The sequence below is a fragment of the Thioalkalivibrio sp. ALJ1 genome, assembly GCF_000745395.1.
Taxonomy (GTDB): Bacteria; Pseudomonadota; Gammaproteobacteria; order Ectothiorhodospirales; family Ectothiorhodospiraceae; genus Thioalkalivibrio.
Genome location: NZ_KN050684.1, coordinates 1,166,327 through 1,185,166, shown reverse-complemented (window position 1 = coordinate 1,185,166; position 18,840 = coordinate 1,166,327). Strand labels below are relative to the sequence as shown.

General features: G+C 66.6%; 17 protein-coding genes. 11 read left to right on the top strand and 6 right to left on the bottom strand.

Features of this window, described 5'->3' with window-relative positions; genetic code table 11:
• Positions 1-402: 402 nt before the first annotated feature.
• From F462_RS07845 to F462_RS07825, 5 genes are all read left to right on the top strand, one after another.
• On the top strand, positions 403-2,598 hold the full coding sequence (locus F462_RS07845; protein ID WP_038053062.1) for a primosomal protein N': 2,196 nt from the start codon (positions 403-405) through the stop codon (positions 2,596-2,598).
• Positions 2,599-2,673: 75 nt separating this feature from the next.
• Positions 2,674-4,437 carry an arginine--tRNA ligase gene (argS, locus tag F462_RS07840; RefSeq protein WP_038053060.1) on the top strand — a complete coding sequence of 588 codons (1,764 nt, stop codon included), beginning with the start codon at positions 2,674-2,676 and terminating at the stop codon, positions 4,435-4,437.
• Positions 4,438-4,441: 4 nt separating this feature from the next.
• Positions 4,442-5,032: an SPOR domain-containing protein gene (locus F462_RS07835; protein WP_038053058.1), complete on the top strand. Its 591-nt coding sequence runs from the start codon at positions 4,442-4,444 to the stop codon at positions 5,030-5,032.
• A 2-nt stretch (positions 5,033-5,034) separates the two neighbouring features.
• The gene (hrpA, locus tag F462_RS07830) at positions 5,035-8,976 is read left to right on the top strand and encodes an ATP-dependent RNA helicase HrpA (RefSeq protein ID WP_038053056.1); all 3,942 of its coding nucleotides are present in this window, start codon (positions 5,035-5,037) and stop codon (positions 8,974-8,976) included.
• Positions 8,977-9,001: 25 nt separating this feature from the next.
• The gene (locus tag F462_RS07825; RefSeq protein WP_018141497.1) at positions 9,002-10,258 is read left to right on the top strand and encodes an FAD-dependent oxidoreductase; all 1,257 of its coding nucleotides are present in this window, start codon (positions 9,002-9,004) and stop codon (positions 10,256-10,258) included.
• Positions 10,259-10,450: 192 nt separating this feature from the next.
• On the opposite strand, the gene F462_RS07820 is transcribed toward F462_RS07825, so the two are convergent.
• The 3 genes from F462_RS07820 to F462_RS07810 are packed head-to-tail and all read right to left on the bottom strand — an operon-like array spanning position 10,451 to position 12,853.
• On the bottom strand, positions 10,451-11,785 hold the full coding sequence (locus F462_RS07820) for an ATP-binding protein (protein WP_018141496.1): 1,335 nt from the start codon (positions 11,783-11,785) through the stop codon (positions 10,451-10,453).
• 25 nt (positions 11,786-11,810) lie between these two features.
• Positions 11,811-12,527 (bottom strand): response regulator transcription factor, encoded by a 717-nt coding sequence (locus F462_RS07815; RefSeq protein ID WP_018141495.1) that lies wholly within the window; start codon positions 12,525-12,527, stop codon positions 11,811-11,813.
• The gene (locus F462_RS07810) at positions 12,524-12,853 is read right to left on the bottom strand and encodes a PepSY domain-containing protein (RefSeq protein ID WP_038053054.1); all 330 of its coding nucleotides are present in this window, start codon (positions 12,851-12,853) and stop codon (positions 12,524-12,526) included. The genes F462_RS07815 and F462_RS07810 overlap by 4 nt, the downstream gene beginning before the upstream one ends.
• Positions 12,854-12,949: 96 nt before the next feature.
• Here F462_RS07810 and F462_RS07805 point away from each other — a divergent pair, with 96 nt between their 5' ends.
• A complete protein-coding gene (locus F462_RS07805) occupies positions 12,950-13,261 on the top strand; it encodes a DUF2288 family protein (protein WP_038053051.1) in 312 nt (103 codons plus the stop codon).
• 9 nt (positions 13,262-13,270) lie between these two features.
• On the top strand, positions 13,271-13,663 hold the full coding sequence (locus tag F462_RS07800) for a DUF3775 domain-containing protein (protein WP_018141492.1): 393 nt from the start codon (positions 13,271-13,273) through the stop codon (positions 13,661-13,663).
• Between the two features lie 21 nt (positions 13,664-13,684).
• Here F462_RS07800 and F462_RS07795 read toward each other — a convergent pair whose 3' ends face one another.
• A complete protein-coding gene (locus F462_RS07795; protein WP_081911380.1) occupies positions 13,685-13,993 on the bottom strand; it encodes a PilZ domain-containing protein in 309 nt (102 codons plus the stop codon).
• 224 nt (positions 13,994-14,217) lie between these two features.
• Between F462_RS07795 and F462_RS07790 the strand changes: the two genes are divergently transcribed.
• On the top strand, positions 14,218-14,529 hold the full coding sequence (locus F462_RS07790; RefSeq protein ID WP_018141490.1) for a c-type cytochrome: 312 nt from the start codon (positions 14,218-14,220) through the stop codon (positions 14,527-14,529).
• A gap of 17 nt (positions 14,530-14,546) precedes the next feature.
• Positions 14,547-15,842 (top strand): FCSD flavin-binding domain-containing protein, encoded by a 1,296-nt coding sequence (locus tag F462_RS07785; RefSeq protein ID WP_018141489.1) that lies wholly within the window; start codon positions 14,547-14,549, stop codon positions 15,840-15,842.
• A gap of 283 nt (positions 15,843-16,125) precedes the next feature.
• Here F462_RS07785 and F462_RS07780 read toward each other — a convergent pair whose 3' ends face one another.
• Positions 16,126-16,326: a YdcH family protein gene (locus F462_RS07780; protein ID WP_026181616.1), complete on the bottom strand. Its 201-nt coding sequence runs from the start codon at positions 16,324-16,326 to the stop codon at positions 16,126-16,128.
• A 141-nt stretch (positions 16,327-16,467) separates the two neighbouring features.
• Here F462_RS07780 and F462_RS07775 point away from each other — a divergent pair, with 141 nt between their 5' ends.
• Complete coding sequence (locus F462_RS07775) at positions 16,468-17,238, top strand: alpha/beta hydrolase (protein WP_038053045.1); 771 nt, start codon at positions 16,468-16,470, stop codon at positions 17,236-17,238.
• A 59-nt stretch (positions 17,239-17,297) separates the two neighbouring features.
• Here F462_RS07775 and F462_RS07770 read toward each other — a convergent pair whose 3' ends face one another.
• Complete coding sequence (locus tag F462_RS07770; RefSeq protein WP_038053042.1) at positions 17,298-18,038, bottom strand: ferredoxin--NADP reductase; 741 nt, start codon at positions 18,036-18,038, stop codon at positions 17,298-17,300.
• 114 nt (positions 18,039-18,152) lie between these two features.
• Here F462_RS07770 and F462_RS07765 point away from each other — a divergent pair, with 114 nt between their 5' ends.
• Positions 18,153-18,734 carry a thioredoxin family protein gene (locus F462_RS07765; RefSeq protein WP_038053039.1) on the top strand — a complete coding sequence of 194 codons (582 nt, stop codon included), beginning with the start codon at positions 18,153-18,155 and terminating at the stop codon, positions 18,732-18,734.
• Positions 18,735-18,840: the final 106 nt, after the last annotated feature.

The following is an 18,840-nucleotide window of genomic DNA, read 5'->3' as shown; positions in this document are numbered from 1 at the left end:
AGCCCCAGCAGCGAGCCCGGTTCCCGGGTCCGCAAATGAAACCCGGCCTACCGTTTAACGGTGCCGGGTTTTTTGTTGTCAGGGCCGGAGGAAAGGACCACGCCAGCGGTTTATCTGTACACACCCTGTACAGACTGCCCACAGGATGGGGGAAAAGATCCCGGTTAGCACACACAGCGTGCACACGGTTTCATGTTTTTCCATTAAATTACTGTTTTTAATAAATAAAAAGGTTCTGGTTGATTTTTGGCCAATCCAGCATCGCCCCAGCACGAACAAGCATTTAAGCCCCACCGAGCAGATTCACCCACAGACTTATCCACAGCTTTTGTGGATAACACACTGCGCCTCCCGGATACGGCCCTTGTCCCGCCATGGCACCCAACGCAGTAGACTGTGCGCATGCCTGCCGCGCCCCGAATCGCCCGCATTGCGCTGGATCGCCCGCTGGACCAGCTGTTCGACTACCGCATCCCCGAGGACCTATCGCTCGCGCCCGGACAAAGGGTGCGCGTCCACTTCGGACGCGGCGCCACGATCGGGCTGGTGGTGGAGCTGGCCACGACCAGCGACGTGCCGAGAAGTCGGCTACGCGCCATCCGCGATGTGCCGGAGGCGCATCCGCTTCTTGGACCCCATTTGCTCGAGCTCCTGTCATTCGGGGCCCGCTATTACCACCACCCGCTGGGGGAGGCCCTGCTCGGGGCCCTGCCACCGGCCGTGCGCCACGGCGACCCCCTTCCCAGTCTGACGCCGGAGACGCTCTGGCGCCTCACTCCCGAGGGCCGCGACGCGCTGTCCGGTGGCACCGTGCGCGGACGGCGCCAGCAAGCGATCCTCCGCAGCCTGGAGGCTGCCCCGGCGCTGGACCGCGCCACCCTGGCCGCGGCCACCGGCCTGCAGCTCACGCCAAAGGAACTGCGAGCGCTCGCCGAACGCAACTGGCTGGAAGGCATCACACCCGACCCGCAACACCCACCGCCACCGAACGCCAGCGACCACGCCCTGACGACGGAACAACAAGCGGCCGTCGACGCCCTGAGTCTCGACGCCGCGACACCACTGCTACTGGAAGGCGTGACCGGCAGCGGCAAGACCGAGGTCTATCTCCGGATGGCCGAGCAGGTCCTCGCCACGGGGCGTCAGGTTCTGTTCCTTATCCCCGAGATCGCGCTGACACCACAGCTGAGTGCACGCATCCAGCAGCGCTTTCCGGGTCAGGTGGCGCTGCTCCATTCGGGCCTGGCCGAAGGCGAACGACTGCGCGCCTGGGAGGCCGCGCGCCACGGCCAGCGGCGCATTGTGGTCGGCACCCGGTCCGCGCTGTTCACGCCCCTGCCCGACCTCGGCCTGATCATCGTCGACGAGGAGCATGACAGCGCCTTTAAGCAGCAGGACGGATTCCGCTACAACGCCCGCGATCTGGCCATCAAGCGCGGCCAGCTGGAACAGACCCCGGTGGTCCTCGGCTCCGCCACTCCCACCCTCGAGACCCTGCATGCGGCCACTACCGGGCGCTACGCCCACGCCCGCTTGGCCAGCCGCCCGGACGGCACCCGCCCGCCCATGGTCGAAAGCATTGACACCCGCGTGCACACCCCGGACGAAGGCCTGACCGCCCCACTGCTGGATGCTATGACGCAGACCCTCGCGGCCGGACATCAGTGCTTCCTGCTACTCAACCGCCGCGGCTTCGCGCGGGTTCTGGCCTGCGACGCCTGCGGCTGGGTCGCCGAGTGCCCCGACTGCGATGCGCGCCTGACCGTCCACGCGCACAACCCACGCGCCGTCTGCCACCTCTGCGGCCACCAGGAGCCGCGCCCCCAGCGCTGCCCGGAATGCGGCGAAGCGCTGGCCCAGCGCGGCCTGGGCACCCAGCGTCTGGAACTGGCCCTGGCCCGCCATTTCCCGGAGACTCCGCTGATCCGACTGGACCGGGACAGCATTCGCCACAAGGGGGCGCTGGAGGAGGCCCTGGATCGCATCCGCCAGCTCGACGCCGCCATCGTGGTCGGCACCCAGATGCTGGCCAAGGGCCACGACTTCCCGCAGGTGGGCCTGGTGGGCGTGATCGACGTCGACCAGGGCTTGTTCAGCGTCGATCTGCGAGCGACCGAAAACACCCTGCAGCTGATCGTCCAGGCCGCGGGGCGGGCGGGCCGCGGCTCCGGCGGCGGGCGTGTGATACTGCAGACCGGACACCCCGATCACCCCTTGATCCGCGGCCTCGATGCCGAGGACTACCCGGCCATGGTCGCGCCCCTGCTGGAGGAGCGCGCCGCCGCCGAGATGCCCCCGCACGGCCACCTGGCCCTGGTACGGGTCGAGGCCGGCGATGCTGACACCTCCCGGCGCCATGCCGAGCGCATCGCCACCCACCTGCGCGACACGGCCACCGATGGCCTCCGCGTGCTGGGTCCTGCCCCTGCGCCGCGCCACCGCGTCAATCGCCGTTTCCGCGAACAGATCCTGCTGCAGTCCACCCGCCGCGGTCCGCTTCACGAGGGTCTGCACCGGGCGCGCCATGCCTGGCAGGCCGACGACTTCCCGCGCAGTATCCGCATCGCGATCGACATCGACCCGGTCTCCCTCGCCTGAGCCTCGCGAGGGGCGGCACGCCCCGGACTTACGGGTTAGAATGCGGCCCTTTTTACACGACGGAACGAGCCCCTCTTGAAAGACACCCTCACCGAGGCCCTCGCGGCCGCCCTGGAGACCCTGGTAGCCGATGGCCGCGTGCCCGCCGATCATGGCGTCGAGGTTCAGGTCACCCGCGCGCGCGACCGCGAGCACGGCGACTTTGCCAGCAACCTGGCGATGCAGCTCGCGCGCCCGGCGAAATCAAAGCCGCGGGATCTGGCCGAGGCCCTTAGCGCGGCGATGCCGACCGTGCCCGGCCTCGCCGCCACCGAGATCGCCGGGCCGGGGTTCATCAACTTCCGCCTGGCCGCGGATGCCCGCACGCTCGTGCTCGGCCGCATCGCGACCCAGGGCGCCGACTTCGGGCGCTCCAGCGTGGGCGGTGGCCGACCCATCCAGGTCGAATTTGTCTCCGCCAACCCCACCGGCCCATTGCATGTCGGACATGGCCGCGGTGCGGCCTTCGGGGCGACGGTCGCGGACCTGCTGGATTTCTGCGGCTTCGATGTCACCCGCGAGTATTACGTGAACGATGCCGGGCGGCAGATGAACATCCTCGCGGCCAGCGTCTGGCTGCGTTACCTGGAACGCCACGGCGTGGACGTGCCGTTCCCGGCCAACGGCTACCAGGGCGACTACATCTACCCGGTGGCCGACACCCTGACCGCACAGATCGGCGAGCAAGGCGTGCACCCGGCCGAGGCCATCACCCGCGACCTGCCAGCGGACGAACCCGCTGGAGGTGACAAGGAAGTCTTCATCGACGCCGTGATCGCCCGCGCCCGCGAACTGCTGGGAGAAGACCTCTACCGCAGCGTCTTCGACTGCGGCCTGAACGCGATCCTCGAAGACATCCGCGACGACCTGCGCGAGTTCGGCGTCGAATACCAGTGCTGGTTCTCCGAGCGCAGCCTGGCCGACGCCGGCGCGATCGACGCCGCGGTGGACGAGCTGCAAAACCGCGGTGCCCTGTACGAGCAGGACGGGGCGCTGTGGTTCCGCTCCACCGAATACGGCGACGACAAGGACCGCGTGGTACGCCGCGAGAATGGCGACTACACATACTTCGCCTCCGACATCGCCTACCACCGCGAGAAGTTCCAGCGCGGCTTCGAACGCGTGATCAACATCTGGGGCGCCGACCACCACGGCTACGTCCCGCGCGTGCGCGCCGCGCTGCAGGCCCTGGGCCTGGAGGCCGACCGCCTCGACGTGCTGCTGGTGCAGTTCGCGATCCTCTACCGCGGCGGCGAACGCCTGCCGATGTCCACCCGCGCCGGGCAGTTCGTGACCCTGCGCGAGCTGCGCGACGAGGTTGGCTCGGATGCCGCACGCTTCTTCTATGTACAGCGCCGCTGCGACCAGCACCTGGACTTCGACCTGGATCTCGCCAAGTCGCAGTCCAACGACAACCCGATGTACTACATCCAGTACGCCCACGCGCGCATCGCGAGCGTGCTGCGTACCGCCGCCGAGCGCGGCCACGCCCCGGCAACCGCCGAGGCCCAAGGCCTCAGCACCCGCCTGGCCGAACCCCAGGAGGATGACCTGCTGGACCGTCTCGACCGCTTCCCTGAAGTGATCGCGGCAGCGGCCGAGGCCTGCGAACCACACCAGATCGCCCAGTACCTGCGCGATCTGGCCGCCGGTTTCCACACCTATTACAACGCAGTACCGTTCCTGAATGCCGACGACCCCGAGGTCATCGCGGCCCGACTGGCATTGATCACCGGGATCAAGCAGGTCCTGGGCAACGGGCTGCGCCTGCTGGGCGTCACTGCCCCGGAACGGATGTAGAACCATGGCCCAGGCGCGCAAGACCCGTCGCAAACCCACACCGCGGAAGACTTCCCGGCCGATACCCGGCTGGGTGTGGATGCTGATCGGCCTGGGTCTGGGGCTGGGGATTGCCGCCATCCTGTACCTGCAAGGGGCCGACCGTTCGCCCGACCTCGGCGCGTTGTTTGGCGACCCGGACGGCACGCCCGCCGCAATGCCACCCGTCCCCGCCACGGTGGAACGCGACACGGTGCCCTCGGACGAAGAGCCCCGCTTCCGCTACTACGAGCTGCTGCCCGAGGACGAGATTCGCGTGCCGGAGTCCGAACGCGACACCGCCGCTCCTGCCCTGCCACCCGCCGAATCGCCCAGCGAAGGCGACCCGGTGGTACTGCAGACGGGATCGTTCCGCCGCTTCGAGCAGGCCGACGAGATGAAGGCTCGCCTGACCCTGATCGGCCTGGACCCGCAGGTGCACGAGGTCGAGATCCAGGGCGAGACTTGGTATCGCGTCTACCTCGGCCCATTCAGTGACGAGGAGCGCGTACGCCAGGCACTGGAGCGGCTGCGCACGGAGAACATCGAGGCCCTGCGTCTGCGCTACCAGGGCTGATCGTGAACCCGGCCCCCGCCCCGGATCTGGAAGCCCTCGCGGCCCGCATCGAGGCGCTGCCCGCCGGCCGCGAACGCAAGGATCTTGCAGACCTGCTGCGCCGAGCCCGCCAGCGCCAGAAGCGCGGGCAGCCGTGCGACCGCATGGCCCGCACCCTCACCGAACGCCTGGCCACCACCGAGGGAGCCAACCTCCAGGTAAGCAGCGACGAGCGCGCCCGTCTGCGCCCGCACCCCATCTACGCTGGCGACCTGCCGATCCACGCCGAGCGCGAGCGGATTGTCGCCGCGATCCGCGAACACCCGGTGCTGGTGCTGTGCGGCGAGACCGGCTCCGGCAAGACCACCCAGCTGCCCAAGCTGTGCCTGGAGGCCGGGCGCGGGGAGTCCGGGCTGATCGGCCACACCCAGCCGCGCCGCATCGCCGCGCGCTCGGTCGCCAGCCGCATCGCCGAGGAGCTGGGCACCACGCTGGGGGGCGACGCAACCTCCACCGTCGGCTTCAAGGTCCGTTTCTCCGACCAGACCGGGCCGAACAACTGGGTCAAGCTGATGACCGACGGCATGCTGCTGGCGGAGCTGGCGCATGACCCGGAGCTGCGCGCCTACGACACCCTGATCGTCGACGAGGCGCACGAGCGCAGCCTGAACATCGATTTCCTGATGGGCGTGCTCAAGCGCCTGTCGAAGAAGCGCCCGGAGCTGCGCATCATCATCACCTCCGCGACGCTGGACCCGGAGCGGCTGTCCGCGTTCTTCGACGACGCCCCGATCCTGACCGTGGCCGGACGCACCTATCCGGTGGAACTGCGCTACCGCCCGATCGAGCCGGAAGACGCGGCCGACGACGAAGGTGCCGGCCGCGGCGAGCGCGACCTGTTCGACGGCATCCGCGACGCGGTCGCCGAATGCGAGCGTGCCGGGCCCGGCGACATCCTGGTGTTCCTGCCCGGCGAGCGCGAGATCCGCGACGCCCACAAGGCCCTGCGCGGCCAGGTGCGCGCGGACACCGAGGTCCTGGCACTGTACGCGCGCCTGTCCGCACGCGAGCAGTCGCGAGTATTCCAGTCGCACTCGGGCCGGCGCATCGTGCTCGCCACCAACGTCGCCGAGACTGCGCTGACCGTCCCCGGCATCCGCTTCGTGATCGACTCGGGGCTGGCCCGCGTCTCGCGCTACTCCTGGCGCTCGCGGGTCCAGCGCCTGAGCCTGGAGCCGATCTCGCAGGCCGCCTGCGACCAGCGCGCCGGGCGCTGCGGGCGATTGGGCCCCGGCATCTGCATCCGGCTGTTCGCGGAGGACGACTACAACCTGCGCCCGCCGTTCACCGACCCGGAGATCCAACGCTCCAACCTCGCCTCGGTGATCCTGCAGATGGCCGCGCTGAAGCTCGGCCAGCCGCGCCAGTTCCCGTTCGTGGACCCGCCCGACCCGCGCCTGGTCAAGGACGGCTACCGCCTGCTGGAGGAGCTGGGCGCAGTGGATGCGCGCGGGCGCATCACCCCGCGCGGCCGTCAGCTGGCGCGTATGCCCATCGACCCGCGCCACGGCGCGATGCTGCTGGCCGGGGCCGACCACGGCTGCGTGACCGAGACCGCGACCATCGCCGCCTTCCTGTCGCTGCAGGACCCGCGCGAACGCCCGGCGGAGGCCACGCAGGCCGCGGACCAGGCACATCGCGAGTTTCAGGTCGAGGGCTCCGACTTCATGGGCATGCTGCGGCTGTGGGAGGCCTGGCACACCGCGCGCGAGGACCTTGGCTCGAATGCGCTCAAACGCTGGTGCCGCGAGCACTTCCTGAACTTCCTGCGCATGCGCGAGTGGCAGGAACTGCGCGTGCAGCTGCTGCGCCAAGCCCGCGAGATGGGCCTGAAGCCGAACCACCAACCGGCCGACGCCGAGCCCGTGCACCGCGCACTGCTGACCGGGCTGGTCAGCCAGATCGGGCAGAAGACCGAGCGCGGCGACTACCTCGGCGCGCGCAACCGCCGCTTCCAGATCCACCCCGGATCGGTCCTGGCGAAAAAGAAACCCGCCTGGGTGATGAGCGCGGAGATCGCCGAGACCACCCGCGTCTACGCCCGCGACAATGCCCGCATCCAGCCCGACTGGATCCTGGCCGCGGCGGCGCACCTGCTCAAGCACCATATCTTCGAGCCGCACTTCCAGCGCCGCAGCGGACGCGTCGGGGCCTTCGACCGTATCACCCTGTACGGCCTGGTCGTCGCCCCGAAAAAGCCGGTGGACTTCGCCAGGCACGACCCGGCCGAGGCGCGGCGCATCCTGATCCGCGAGGGCCTGGTCGGCGGCGAGCTGCGCACCCGCTCCAAGGGGGTGCAGGCCAACCGCGAAGCGGTGGCCGAGATCGCCGAGCAGGAGGCGCGCGGGCGCCGACGCGACCTGCTGGTGGAAGAGGATCGGCTGTTCGACTTCTATGACGCCCGCCTGCCGGCGGAGATCACTGACGGCACGAGCTTCGAGACCTGGGCGCGCAAGGCCGAGAAGCGGGACCCCGACGCCCTGCGGATCGACCGCGCGGAGCTGCTGAACGAGCCGGACACCGCACTCCCGCAAGGGGCCTACCCCGATCACCTGGAGCTCGAGGGCCTGCGCCTGCCGCTGGCCTACCGCTTCGAACCGGGCCAGCCGGACGACGGCGTGACCGTGACCATCCCGATCGCGGCGCTGAATGCGGTACCCGACTGGCTGGGCGACTGGCTGGTACCGGGGCTGCTGGAGGAGCGTGTGACCGGCCTATTGAAGAGCCTGCCCAAGGGCCTGCGCCGCCAGTTCGTGCCCGCGCCGGATTTCGCGCAGGCCGCGCTCGCGCGCATCGAACACCGCCAGGGCCCGCTGATCCCGGCGCTGGCCGAGGCCCTGCGCGCGATGACCGGCACCGAGATTCCGCTGGATGCCTGGCGCCCGGAGAACCTGGAGCCACACCTGGTGATGCGCTTCCGCATCCTCGACCCGGAAGGCAGCGAGCAGGCCAGCGGCCGCGACCTGGCCGCGCTGAAGCGCCGGCTGGGCGACAGCGCCGAGGCCCATTTCGACGCCAGCCGCCCGGACGAGATCACCCGCGAGGGGATCACCGAATGGGACTTCGGCGTGCTGCCGGAGAGCGTCGAATTCGATCACCAGGGGGCGCAGCTGCGCGCCTTCCCGATTCTGGTCGATCGCGGTGACGCCGTCTCGCTGGAGCTGGAACCGGACCCGGCGCGGGCCGCGCGCGCCCACCGCGCGGGGCTGCGCCGGCTGTTCCTGCTGGGCGCGCGCAAGACCGCCCGCGATCTGCGCCGCCAGCTCCCGGAGATCGAACGCGCCTGCCTGAACTACTCGACACTCGGCAGCTGCGAGGCCCTGCGCGACCAGATCCTGGAGGCCGCGGCCGACCGCGTGTTCCTGGCCGAGCCGTGGCCACGCGAGGCCGAGAACTTTCAAGAGCGCCTGGAGGCCAGCCTGCCCGAGTTGTCGCCGACGGTGATGGAACTCTCGCGCCTGGCCGCCGAGATCCTGCGCCACTGGCACGACCTGCGCACCCGGCTGCAGGGGGATCTGCCGCTGTCCTGGATCGAGGCCGCACGCGACATCCGCGAGCAGCTCGACGCCCTGGTCCCGGCCGATTTCCTGCTGCGCACCCCGCACGCCGTGCTGCCCGAGCTGCCGCGCTACCTGCAGGCGATCGACAAGCGTCTGGAACGCCTGACCCAGGCCCCGGACAAGGACCGCGCCCGACGTGTGGCAGTCGAGCCACTGTGGCAGCAGGCACAGGAACTGATCGCGCGCGCGCCGGACCACCCCGACGTGCTGGCCTTTCGCTACCGCATCGAGGAGTTTCGCGTCTCGCAGTTCGCCCAGGAGCTGGGCACCCGCGAGAAGGTGTCGCCCAAACGCCTGGAACGCGAATACGCGACACTGATCCAACGACTGGCCAGTGGCACATGAGCCACCACGATAAAAGGATCGAGGGATGCGCGTAGCGGTGATTGGCGCCGGGGTCATCGGCGTCACCACAGCCTGGTACCTGCAGGAGGCCGGAGCCGAGGTGGTATTGCTGGACGCCAGCGCGGAGCCGGCCAGCGGGGCCAGCTTTGCCAATGGCGGCATGCTACACGCCAGCCACGCCGAACCGTGGAATACTCCGGGCGTGGGTCTCGACCTGTTGCGCTACCTGGGCCGCGCCGACTCGCCGCTGCTGGTGCGACCGCGCGCGATGCCGGGCCTGGTCGGCTGGGGGCTGCGCTTTCTCTGGAACAGCCGCCGTAGCACCTTCGAGGAACACACCCGGCTGAATGCCCGCCTCGCGACCTTCTCCCTGCAGGAGATCGACCGCCTGCAGCGCGAGCTGGACCCCGAGGGGCTGAACTTCGGCTTTCGCCGCTGCGGCATTCTCAAACTGTTCCAGGACCCGGCCAGTCAGGCGCGCAACCGAGCCGCCAGCGAGGGCATGATGGACGTCGGCGTACGCTTCGAGGACTGGGACGTAGAACGCATCATCAGCGAAGAGCCGGCACTCGCACCCGTGCGCGACCGGCTGTGCGGCGGGCTGTATTTCCCGGATGACGCCATCGGTGATGCCGCCCGGTTCACCACCGGCCTACTGGCCATCACCCGGCGCCGGGGGCTGACCTATTACCCGGGCATCGGGGTACGACGCCTGCGAACCTTCCAGGGACGCCTTGATGCGCTGGAGACCTCGGCAGGGCCAATCGCTGCAGATGCCTGTGTAGTTGCCAACGGCTACCACGCGCCCGACCTGCTGCGCCCGCTGGGCATCCGGCTACCCGTAGCGCCGGTGAAAGGCTATTCGCTGACCCTGCCGATGGAGGCCGACTCGCGGCTCAACCTGCCGTTGATCGACGACGCCAACAAGGTCGTGATGACCCCGCTGGGCAATCGCCTGCGCCTGGCCGGCACCGCCGAATTTGCCGGGCGTGATCGCCACCTGAACCCGCAACGCGCCGCCAGCGTGCTGGACCACTGCCGGCGCACCCTGGTCGGCCTGCCCGAGCAGATGGATGCCGAGACCATGGCCCCATGGACCGGCCTGCGCCCGATGAGCGCCCGCGGCACCCCGATCCTCGGAGCCACCCAGGTACCAGGCCTTTACCTCAACACCGGTTCCGGCCACCTCGGTTGGACCTTCGCCTGCGGCGCCGCAGCGCTGGTACGCGCCAGCGTACTGGGCGAAGACCCGGCCCTGCCGCTGGACGGCCTTACGCTCTGATCTCGAACGGCTAAGCGTAAGGAATGCCCGGGTCGATGCATTTCGCTACGCTACGGCCGGCGTGAGCCCATGCCTTCCTCATGCTCATCCAGAACCTGCACGCGCTTCCCGTCTCCCTGTGACCAACCTCTTGATCGGCCTTTCTCCGTGACCTCCGTGTGCTCCGTGGTGAAGAGCCCTATCACCCGGTCGTCACGAAGCCGCGAACACCATCCGAATACGGGCGCCATGGAGTTCCGGGGCCTGCTCAATGAACAATGCCCCACCATGGTCTGTGACCAGGGTATGAATAATATTGAGACCCAGACCCTGGCCCTCGGTGGCACCCTCGTCCTGCCCACCGCGGGTGTCTGCCCTTGTACCCCGTTCCAGGACTCGTGCTCGATCGACTGGCGGGATACCAGGACCATCGTCGTCGATGATCAGCATCACCTCGCCGGGCTTGCAGCGGGTGGTGATCCGCACCCGAGTGGTGGCATGGCGAATGGCATTATCCAGGGTGTTACCCAGTAGCTCGAAGATCGCACCACTGTCCATACGCAGCGCACAACCGGGGGTCAGGTCGGTCTCGATCTCCACGCCTTCCTGATTCGCCAATCGGCCCAGGGCCTGGCCGGTGCGTTCGATGATGGGCGCCAGCGGCTCGGGAGCCTGGAACGGTGCCGGCCCCAGGCGCTGCGCATGATTGAGTTGGTGCTGGACAATCGCCTGCAGCCGATCCACCTGACGACACATGTCTTCGTTATCCGGGCGCGCGCCCTCCAGGTTCAAACGCAGTGCCGAGATCGGCGTCTTTAGACTGTGGGCCAGATCCGCCAGCGCGTTCTGCTGACGCGCCAGGCGCGCCCGCTCGAACTCCACCAGATCATTGATACTGCCCGTCAGTGCCCGAACTTCGGTGGGGTAATGCCCTTCCAGGCGCGCGTGGTCACCATGGCGCAACGCATCCAGGTCGCTGCGAACCTGGCGCAGTGGGCGCAGCCCCCAGAACCACAGCGCCAGGGAAAGTACGATGATCATGGAGATGGTCATGGTCATCAGCCCCTGCCAGAGACTGGTACGGTACTGCTCCACCTGCTCGCTGAAGGCTTCCCGATCCTCCAGCATCTGGAAGGTCAGGCCGACCTGGTCGCCTTCCAGCTCCCACTGCACCGGCAGGCTGAAACTGAAGTATTCGTCCTCCGACCAGTCCCGCAGCGAGACTCCAACAGCCGAAGGGGAGCGCCACAGCGTCTGGCCATCCTCACCCAGGATGCGTGCATAGAGACCGCTGACCGGCAATTGCAGCCGGCTCTCGGGGAGCATCTCGGGCACGCGCACATCGGCCGGGCCGATCACCTCGGCCAGCCCCATCAACAGCAGGACCTGGGCCTCCAGGCGGGTCTCGACCGCATCGGCCGCATTGTCGCGAAAGGCCGCCTCTAGCACCCAGGCCGTCAGCAGGGAGAAGATCAGAACGGTAACGACCGTGACCCCCGCGAGGCGCAGGACCAGGCTGCCACGCAGCTTGCGCAGGGCCGCTGTCATGCGGACCGGGCGGCCTCGCGGCGGGTCATCGGGTGGTATCCGGCTCGTTTTCCGGGGCGGCGTCAGGCTCGCGGGCGAAGCGGTATCCACGTCCGCGCAGGGTTTCGATCAGGCCCAGGCTGCCATCGGCATCCAACTTACGGCGCAGGCGCCCGATCAGGACCTCGATCACGTTGCTCTCGCGGTCTTCGTCGTGGTCATAGAGGTAGTCCGCCAGCGCATCCTTGCTGAGCACCCGGCCCGGCTGGCGTACCAGCGTCATCAACAACCGGTATTCAAAGGTCGTCAACGTCACCGGCTCGCCGTTCAGCCAGACCTCGTCGCTCGCGGTATCGATCACCAGCGGGCCAAACTGCAAGCGCTCCTGACCGGACTGCAGGCTGCGCCGCGCCAGGGCCCGCAGACGCGCGAGAAGCTCCTGAATATGGAAGGGCTTGGCTAGATAGTCGTCACCCCCGGCCTCCAGACCCTCGACCTTGTCCTGCCAGCGATCGCGAGCGGTGAGAATCAGGATGGGCAGGCGCGGCTTCGACTCGCGTGCCTTGCGGATGACGTCCAACCCATCCATCCCTGGAAGGCCCAGGTCCACCACCGCGATATCGCAGTTGTATTCGGTGAGCAGGTAGAGCCCCGTCTCGCCGTCGGACGCGGTATCGACGCGGCAGCCGCTGCGATCCAGCTCATCGGCAATCTGGTTGCGCAGTGCGACATCGTCCTCGATCAATACCACGCGCAGATTCATTCCGGGAGCTCCACTTCGGTGCCTTCCTCGATCCGGAGGGTCCGCACCTGCTGGTCGTTGGTCAGAATGCGGATCACAAACAGGCGAGCGCCGTATTGGCCGACATCTTCGCGTGCTTGTAGAACCCGTCCTGGATAATGGGCTTCAATCTGGGCGACCGCCTCGTCGAGGTCCCAGACGGCGGCCTCGGGATCCTCGGTGTTGAACTGCCCTTGTGCCGGGAGCGCTACACACAGGAGCGTCGTCATTACGAGCGCGCACCCCACGCGGGGCCGTGTCAGGCCTCGCCCGCGGTATCCGAGCTGCAGATCCGGCATCGGTCGCATATCGGTTAATTCTCCGGGCGTTCAGGGGCGGCAGATGTTGAAGAACCAAGGGTATCGGCCTAGCCTGAACAATATCTGAAACCGACTGGAACCGTCATGCAAGACGCCCCCGCCGAACAACGCGAGATCCCGATTGAAGAAGAAGCCGGCCCCCTGCCCTGGAAGGAATTGATGCCCCATTTCGCCCGCGGCGTGGTCATCCGCGTTGCGCCGGAGCTGGACCTAATCGAAGTCGCCCGCGCATTCCGCGACGATGCGACTCACCAGGTGAGCGAGTGGCTGGCCAAAGACCAGGTTGCACGCGCATCGGATGACGATGCCCGGCGCTGGGCCGCCAATGACCCGATCTTCACCGCTATTGTCGCCGCCCCCTGGGTTCTCGCCCAGGAGCGGACTCCAGCTCACTAGGCGGCCACCGTGGCGGTCTCACTGGGCATCACTGGCGAGACACTGGAGCGACTGATTCAGGCCGCACGGGAATTCCATGCCAAGGAGGATGTGGTGTTTCCCGACACCGGGCCCGAAGGCAGCGACGACGACTGGGCAATGCAGATTCTTGCCGACCACTCCAGCGACCTCACCTTGCAAGAACTGGAGGGCACGCTGCGCGACCTGGGGCCAGAACAACAGGCCGAGTTGCAGGCCCTCAGCTCGATCGGGCGCGGCGATTACAGCGTCACGGATTGGGATACCGCCCTACAGGACGCACAGGACGATTGGAGCGCGGACACCGTGCACTGGTTGCTAACAAACCCGCTGATCGCCGATGAGTGGGCCGCGGGTCTCGAACAGATCGAACGCGAAACCTGAGGAGGCGCCGATATAGAGGCGTTATCCCAACTCTTCGGGATCAAAGCGCACGGCAATACCGCCGTCCATGACCCGCACCACCTGGGCCTTCACTCGTGGTGCCTCGCCGCCATCTCCGAGCACGCCGAACACCTGCAGCATCAACTCGTCGTCCGAGGCCAGCTTCATCAAGTGGCCTACGCAGGTGTTATCCGGGTCGTCCCATTCCAGAAACGCGCCCCCACCTGAGATGTCGTTGGTGGTGAGGGTCACCTTGTCCCCGGTCTCGCACTCAGCCACCACCTCGACGGTCATCGGAATCCGTGGATGACGTCGTCGCTCTCCTGTCATGGTGTTCCTCCTGATGACAGATACCTTTTCAATGTATCGAAAAGGCGCTTTCTATGTGCTATACGGAACCCATGATCGTTGGTTTATGCGATCAGGCGCAACTATCGGGCTTGAACCCGGTGGCGCAAACACAACCCGGATCTCAACACCGGGCCAAAGGATGAAGGCAGTACTCCACAGCTGTCGGTCACAAAAAGCCACTTCTAACGGAGGAGTCCGTTGCAATGAAGAAATCGCATTTGTACCTGGTGGGGCTTGCCGCCTCTCTGGCGATGGCGGGTACTGCTACCCAGGCCTTCGCCGACGACGAAATCACCCGAGGTCAGTTGATGGCCGCTTCCTGCAAAGCCTGCCACAACGCGGCCGGCGCCGAGGAAGGCGTTCCAGATCTGGCCCGCATTCCCGCTGGTGTCATCGAAAGCCAGATGAAGGCATTCCGCGACGGAGACCGCGACGCGACGATCATGGATCGTCACGCCAAGGGCTATTCCGACGAGGAAATTGAAGCGATGGCCGGCTACTTCAGCCGCTTCTGATCAGGGGGATTCACATCATGCATGACTTTACACGACGCAATTTCCTGAAGGTCGCGGGCGTTACCAGCGCCGCCGCCTTTGCCGGTATCGGCTGTGCAGCCAACGGTACGCGCGGTGCCGATCGCGCCCACGTAGTGGTCGTCGGAGGTGGCTCCGGAGGGGCCACCACGGCGAAGTACCTCAAACAGTTCTCGCCCAACCTTCGCGTGACGCTAATCGAGCCGAATGCCACCTATTACACGTGCTACGGCAGTAACTGGGTGATCGGTGGTTTCGCCAACATGGACTTCATTGCCCAGAGCTACGACAACCTGCGCGACGACTACGACATCGAGATCGTCGAAGATCGCGTTACGGCGGTGGACGCCGATGCCCGCAGTGTGCGCCTGTCCGGTGGCGACAGCATCAGCTACGACAAGCTCGTGATGTCCCCGGGTATCGACTTCAAGTACGACGACATGCCCGGAATCTCGGAGTCCGACGCCGAGCGAATCCCGCACGCCTGGAAGGCGGGCTCGCAGACCGAGCTTCTACGCTCGCAACTGCAGGACATGCCGAACGGCGGCGTGTTCGTCATGGTGGCTCCGCCGAACCCGTTCCGCTGCCCGCCAGGGCCGTACGAGCGCGTCTCGCTGGTCGCGCACTACTTCAAGCAAGAGAAGCCGCGCTCCAAGATCATCATCCTGGACCCGAAGGATGGCTTCTCCAAACAGGGCCTGTTCGAGGAAGGCTGGAATGAGCATTACGGCGACATGATCGAATGGCGGGCCGGTTCCGACGGCGGTCGTGCCGAGGAAATCGACGTCGACAACATGACCGTCAGGGCCGACAGTGGTTTCGAACGCGTGCGCGCCGATGTCCTCAACTTCATCCCCGCCCAGCGTGCTGGGCAGATCGCCCATGACGTGGGCCTGACCAACGATGAAGGCTGGGTCCCGGTCGATCAGCTAACCTTCAAGTCGGAGATGGACGACAACATCTATGTCCTGGGGGATGCCAGCGTGGCGGGCGCCATGCCGAAGTCCGGCCACTCGGCCAACAACCAGGGCAAGATCGTGGCCGCGGCCATCGTCCGCGAGTTGTCCGGGCAGGAGCCGATCAATCCGTCGTCCGCCAACACCTGCTACAGCCTGGTCACGCCGGACTACGCCATCAGCGTCGCCGCGGTCTACCAGTACAAGGACGGAGCACAGGCCGGGGTCGACGGATCCGGCGGGGTCAGCCCATCGGGTGCGAGCTCTAGCTTCCGGGAACGCGAGGCCAACTACACTCGCGCCTGGTATGCCGGTATCACCCGCGACATCTGGGGCTAACCTCCAACGCTCCAACACGGAGCCACACCAAACGGCGCCTCCGGGCGCCGTTTTTTTGCTCACCACGAAGCACACAAAGGCACGAAGAAGGTCAAGGTCAAGAGCGATTCACAGGAAGGCCGGAAGAGCGGAAGGAATCTGGGTCCGTTAGCCGCAAAGAACCATTACGGACGCCTGAGTCTGACTCAAACACCAACCAGCCCCGTCATCCATAAAACCCTTCCAATCTCCCAACCTTCCTGTGATCCGCTCTTGACCGTTCCCGCAGTGAGAAACAGCAGCGTCAGGCATTGAGGTCGGGGATCAGGCGGCTGCGCAGGCGCTGAATGGAGTCCTTCAGCTGGAGCTTGCGCTTCTTCAGGCGCTGGATGGCAAACACATCCGGCGAGGGCTGCTCGTGCATCACGGCGATGGCAGAGTCCAGGGCCCGATGTTCGGCCTCCAACTCGGCCAGGCGTGCGCGAATCTGACTCTCGGTTTCCAAGCCGGCCCCCAGTGGTTCCATGAAGTGGTGGCCGTGCTCCGGGAGACACCCCGCGTGGCCAATCGGATCGTCAAACCCGTATGATCGCAGACCGTCCCCGGCGGGACCATAGCCAGCACTCATTCATCCGGAGCCCATCCAATGGCGATCCACAATACGCCACTGACCATACAAACCCCGCGGGGCATCCGCCTGGGTGGTGTGTTGGTCGCACCCGAGGGGGACGCGTTTCGCGGGCAGGCCTGTATCGCCCACTGTTTCGCCTGCTCCAAGGACTTCCCGGCTACTGTGCGTCTGGCGCGCGCCCTCGCCGAGGAAGGCATCGCCACCCTGCGGTTCGACTTCATGGGGCTGGGCGACTCGGAAGGGGAATTCCGTGATAGCACGTTGGAAACGTATTGCGAAGACCTCCACTCCGCAATCGAGGCCCTGGAGACCTACACGGGGCAGCACACCAACCTGCTGATTGGACACAGCTTCGGCGGCGCCATGGCGATCTATGTGGGAGCGCAACGCGAAACGCTGGACGGGATCGTCACCATCGCCGCCCCCAGCCGCCCCGGCCATGTGGCCCACCTTTTCGGCGACACCGCAGAGGAGATCCGCCGCGAGGGTTCCGCCCGCATCACGATCGGCGGGCGCCCGGTCGAGATTGGACGCGACTTCATTGACTCCATCGAGGAGCCCACGCTGGATACCGCGCTAGAGACCCTCGAACAGCCACTCCTGCTCCTGCATGCTCCTGGCGACACGGTGGTCAGCGTCGACCATGCCCGCAAGATCTTCCAGCAGGCCCAGCACCCCAAGAGCTTCGTCGCCCTGCACCAGACCGACCACCTGCTCTCGCGCCCCGAACACACCCGCTACGTCGCCGGCCTGATTCGCGCCTGGGCCACCAACCTGCTGGACTAGACCCGGCACGGAAGGAGCCCCGTGGGAGCCTGCTTGCAGGCTCCTGCATATTCCGGGGCCTACCAGTAGTTCTCGGTGGTGATGTGCCCCGGCTTGCGGCGGCGGTTCTTCTCCAACCCGCGCTCGCGGAGCATGGCGGAGGTATCCTTCACCATGTCCGGGTTGCCACACAGCATGACCTGGGAGTGTTCCGGCGTAATCTTCAGCCCCGCATGGTGTTCCAGGCGCCCTTCAGCGATCGCACCCGGCACACGCCCCTCCAGCCCACCGGGAAACGGTTCGCGGCTGACGAACGGGATGTACTGGAACTGCTTGTCGTCGCGTTCCTGGAACTGCCGGATGGTGTCCTGGTAGGTAAGTTCTTCGACCTGACGCACGGCGTGAATCAAGCGGATGTTCTCGAAACGCTGCCAGGGGGCATCGGACTTCAGTATGGACAGGAAGGGCCCCAGAGCGGTCCCAGTGGACAGCAGCCACAGGTCACGGCTGTCGGGCAGTTCATCCAGGGTGAAAAACCCGTTGGCGCGCGGCATCAGCTCGACCGTATCCCCCGGTTCGAGTTGTACCAGCCGGTTGGACAGCGGGCCATCCGGCACCGTGATCAGATAGAAATCCAGCGGGCTTTCACCCGGCGCGTTCACGTAAGAATACGGACGGGCCACGGGTTCGCCGTCAATCTCCAGGCGCAGGCGGTTGAACTGCCCCGCCTTGAACGGTTCGACCTCGGCATCCACACGTAGCGAGAACAGCCGATCCGTCCACTGCTTGCGCTCCTGTACGACACCGGTCACCCAGCCCATATTCCTTACTCCATTACTCAGGTATTATTCAGAGAGTGCGGTCGCGGCGGGAAGGTTTCAAGCATCCCCGGCCAACGCCGTATAATTGTCGCAAATCCGACCACTGGAGCAGTCATGGCCCGCACCCCCTCGCAGATGATCGAACTCGGTACCGAGGCACCCAACTTCTCCCTGCCGGACGTCGTCTCCGGCGAAAACGTCAGCCTCGACAGCTTCCCCGACGCGAAAGGCTACATGATCGCCTTCATCTGCAATCACTGCCCGTTCGTACAACTGATCCGTCATGAGTTCGCGCGCTATGGTCGTGAATACTCGAACAAGGGCATCGCGGTGATCGCAATCAACTCCAACGACATCCAGGTGGTGCCGGACGACGCCCCGGACAAGATGAAGGACGACGCCCGCCGCTTCGGCTACCACTTCCCCTATTGCCTGGATGAGGATCAGTCCGTCGCCAAGGCCTATCACGCGGCCTGCACCCCGGACCTGTACCTGTTCGACGCCGAGCGCAAGCTCTTCTATCGCGGCCAGTTCGACGAGACCCGCCCCGGATCCGACAAGCCCGTGACCGGCCGTGACCTGCGCGCCGCCAGCGACGCCCTGCTCGCCGGACATGCCGCTCCCGAGCCGCAGCACCCAAGCTTGGGCTGCAACATCAAGTGGCGCCCCGGCAACGAACCCGACTACTTCGGTTGACCCTCCAGGGTGAGGATGCTGGCCTCGGCAGGAGCACACCCTGCGCGCGAACGCCTCGAATCGCACCCGATTCCGGGGCGGCACGTTTGCGTGCAGGCTCGCTCCC